The 2,262-nt window shown below is 45.4% G+C and carries 3 protein-coding genes; 1 reads left to right on the forward strand and 2 read right to left on the reverse strand.

The annotated features are described in order from the left end of the window. Positions 1 to 149 precede the first annotated feature (149 nt). Positions 150 to 875, reverse strand: coding sequence for a M15 family metallopeptidase (locus tag ACUVJL_RS03565; protein ID WP_445244588.1), 726 nt, complete (start codon positions 873 to 875; stop codon positions 150 to 152). Between the two features lie 94 nt (positions 876 to 969). On the opposite strand from ACUVJL_RS03565, the gene ACUVJL_RS03570 reads away from it, so the two are divergent. Further along, the gene (locus tag ACUVJL_RS03570) at positions 970 to 1,110 is read left to right on the forward strand and encodes a hypothetical protein (RefSeq protein ID WP_445244589.1); all 141 of its coding nucleotides are present in this window, start codon (positions 970 to 972) and stop codon (positions 1,108 to 1,110) included. Between the two features lie 273 nt (positions 1,111 to 1,383). On the opposite strand, the gene purB is transcribed toward ACUVJL_RS03570, so the two are convergent. Next, on the reverse strand, positions 1,384 to 2,262 hold an 879-nt coding region (gene purB, locus ACUVJL_RS03575), incomplete at its 5' end, for an adenylosuccinate lyase (protein ID WP_445244590.1).

A 2,262-nucleotide genomic window follows, 5' to 3' on the forward strand; every position in this document is an offset into this window, starting at 1 on the left:
GAAATTTTGTGGCGGTTTATCAAATATACATGGCTCGAAATAGATGCCTACTCTAGCTGGCAATCTCTTGTTTCATCTGTAGAAAAAATTCTTAAAGAGTTTGGAGATAATTATGTAATTAATTTTGCTTAACTACTTAAATAGTATAATTAAGGAATCGCCCCAAGCGACACATCAAGAATCGCAAACTTCTGCCAATCTTCCGAATCAAAGTGCCACCATTCAGTTGTTATACCGATAAATCCCTGTTTTTTCATCGCATCCTTAAGCACTTGACGATTTTTCCGAGATTCCGCGCTGCCGCCTTGATAATCTGCGTGAGCTTTTTCGGTAAAATCATCGTAGGGTGTTGGCATTTCTAATTCTTTGCCGGTGCGATCGACTAAAGTCAAATCAATAGCAGCACCGCGATTGTGCCGCGAACCCCTAGCAGGATTAGCAACATAGCGCGGATCTGGCATAACTTCCCACATTTGCTTAGTCACAGAGAAAGGCCTGTAGCAATCGTAAACTTTCAAACCCAATCCAATTTTTTCCAAATCTGTTTGAACTAGCGCTAACTTTTGAGCAACAGAACTTCTCAAGGCGCACTTCGATATAGGGTAAAGTTTTCGTTTCAAGAAATTGTTAGTAGTGGCGTATCGGATATCGAGGCGAATGTTGCGATTTACGGTGCGGATGTCAACCAGTCGCGCCCAACTGGGAAGTTGACTCATGAAAATACTTTCAGGTACTATTGGGTTGGGTTCTGGTGGGGGAATTTGCACTTGTGGCGGCTCCTGGGCGCGGACAAAGGTTGTATGGTGCAGACCGATAGCACATAGCAACACTAGCATAAATGCGATTAAGTATTTTCCAAAACGATTAAATTTCATAGCTGTTGGGATTGTGAGTGTTAAAAAGTAGATTGAGGTCGTTGTTCTATGCTATAACCAATATTATGATGTCACCGTAACAGCAAGGGGAGCTATGAAAACTGCAATTTCACTTCCAGATTTAGTTTTTGAAGAAGCCGAGGCTTTGGCTAGTCAGTTAGGGCGATCGCGCAGTGAGCTTTATACAAAAGCATTGCAGGCGTATCTGCGGCGACACAAGGGCGATCAAATTTAGTATTATGGAACCGCGAAGACGCGAAGAACACGAAGGAAGAAGTCAGATCAAATCCGTTGGTATCGGAATTATTCATCTCTCTATTCTCTGACTCTGCGCCCTCTGCGCCCTCTGCGGTTTAATTATTCAGAAACAATTGTCAACGATTTTACGCAACTAACACTCTTATTAAGGTGCGTCAGAATACTAAACCCTCGATAATTGCTCTAGAACTTCGTCTGACGCACCCTACCAATCGATGGTCGTGTGACACGTTTGCCCAGCGTCCTGTTTTTAAATTCCCAAGCGCTGATATACTAAATCTAAGTGCCTCAATTGATACTGCGGATCGAAACAATCATCAATTTCCTTGCTCGTCATCTTAGCAGTAACGCGATCGTCCTTAGCAATTAAATTGTAGAAATTGCCGCCCGGTTTGTTCCAAGCTTCGTGAGCACAAGATTGCACAATTTTGTAGGCGTCTTCGCGACTGGTGCCTTTTTCTACTAAGGCTAACATCACGCGCTGGCTGAAGATGACTCCGCCGTAAAGGTTCATGTTTCGCTTCATATTTTCGGGATAGACTAGCAGGTGTTTTACTAAGTCTGTGGTTTCTACTAACATGAAGTGAGTTACTGTAGAACTGTCGGGCAAAATCATCCGTTCTACGGAACTGTGAGAGATGTCTCGTTCGTGCCAAAGCGCTACGTTTTCTAAGGCTGCGACGGCGTTGGCGCGGACAATTCTCGCCATCCCTGTGAGTCTTTCGGATCGAATCGGGTTGCGTTTGTGGGGCATGGCGGATGAGCCTTTTTGCCCTTTGGCAAAGTATTCTTCGACTTCGAGAACGTCGGTGCGTTGCAGGTTGCGGATTTCTACTGCAAAACGCTCGATCGATGCTGCTAAGAGTGCTAAGGTTTGGACGTATTCGGCGTGTCGATCGCGCGAAATGACTTGAGTGGATGCGGTATCGGGTTCGAGTCCGAGGTTTTGACAGGCGATCGCTTCTATTCGCGGATCGATATTAGCATAGGTTCCGACTGCGCCGGAGATTTTGCCGACTGCAATGGACGATCGCAAATTCACTAATCGGGCGCGGTTGCGAAACACTTCTGCCAGCCATCCTGCTAGTTTAAAGCCAAAGGTGATGGGTTCGGCGTGAATTCCGTGCGA

Origin of the sequence: Microcoleus sp. OTE_8_concoct_300 (genome assembly GCF_031383065.1) — a bacterium.
Classification (GTDB): Bacteria; Cyanobacteriota; Cyanobacteriia; order Cyanobacteriales; family Microcoleaceae; genus Microcoleus.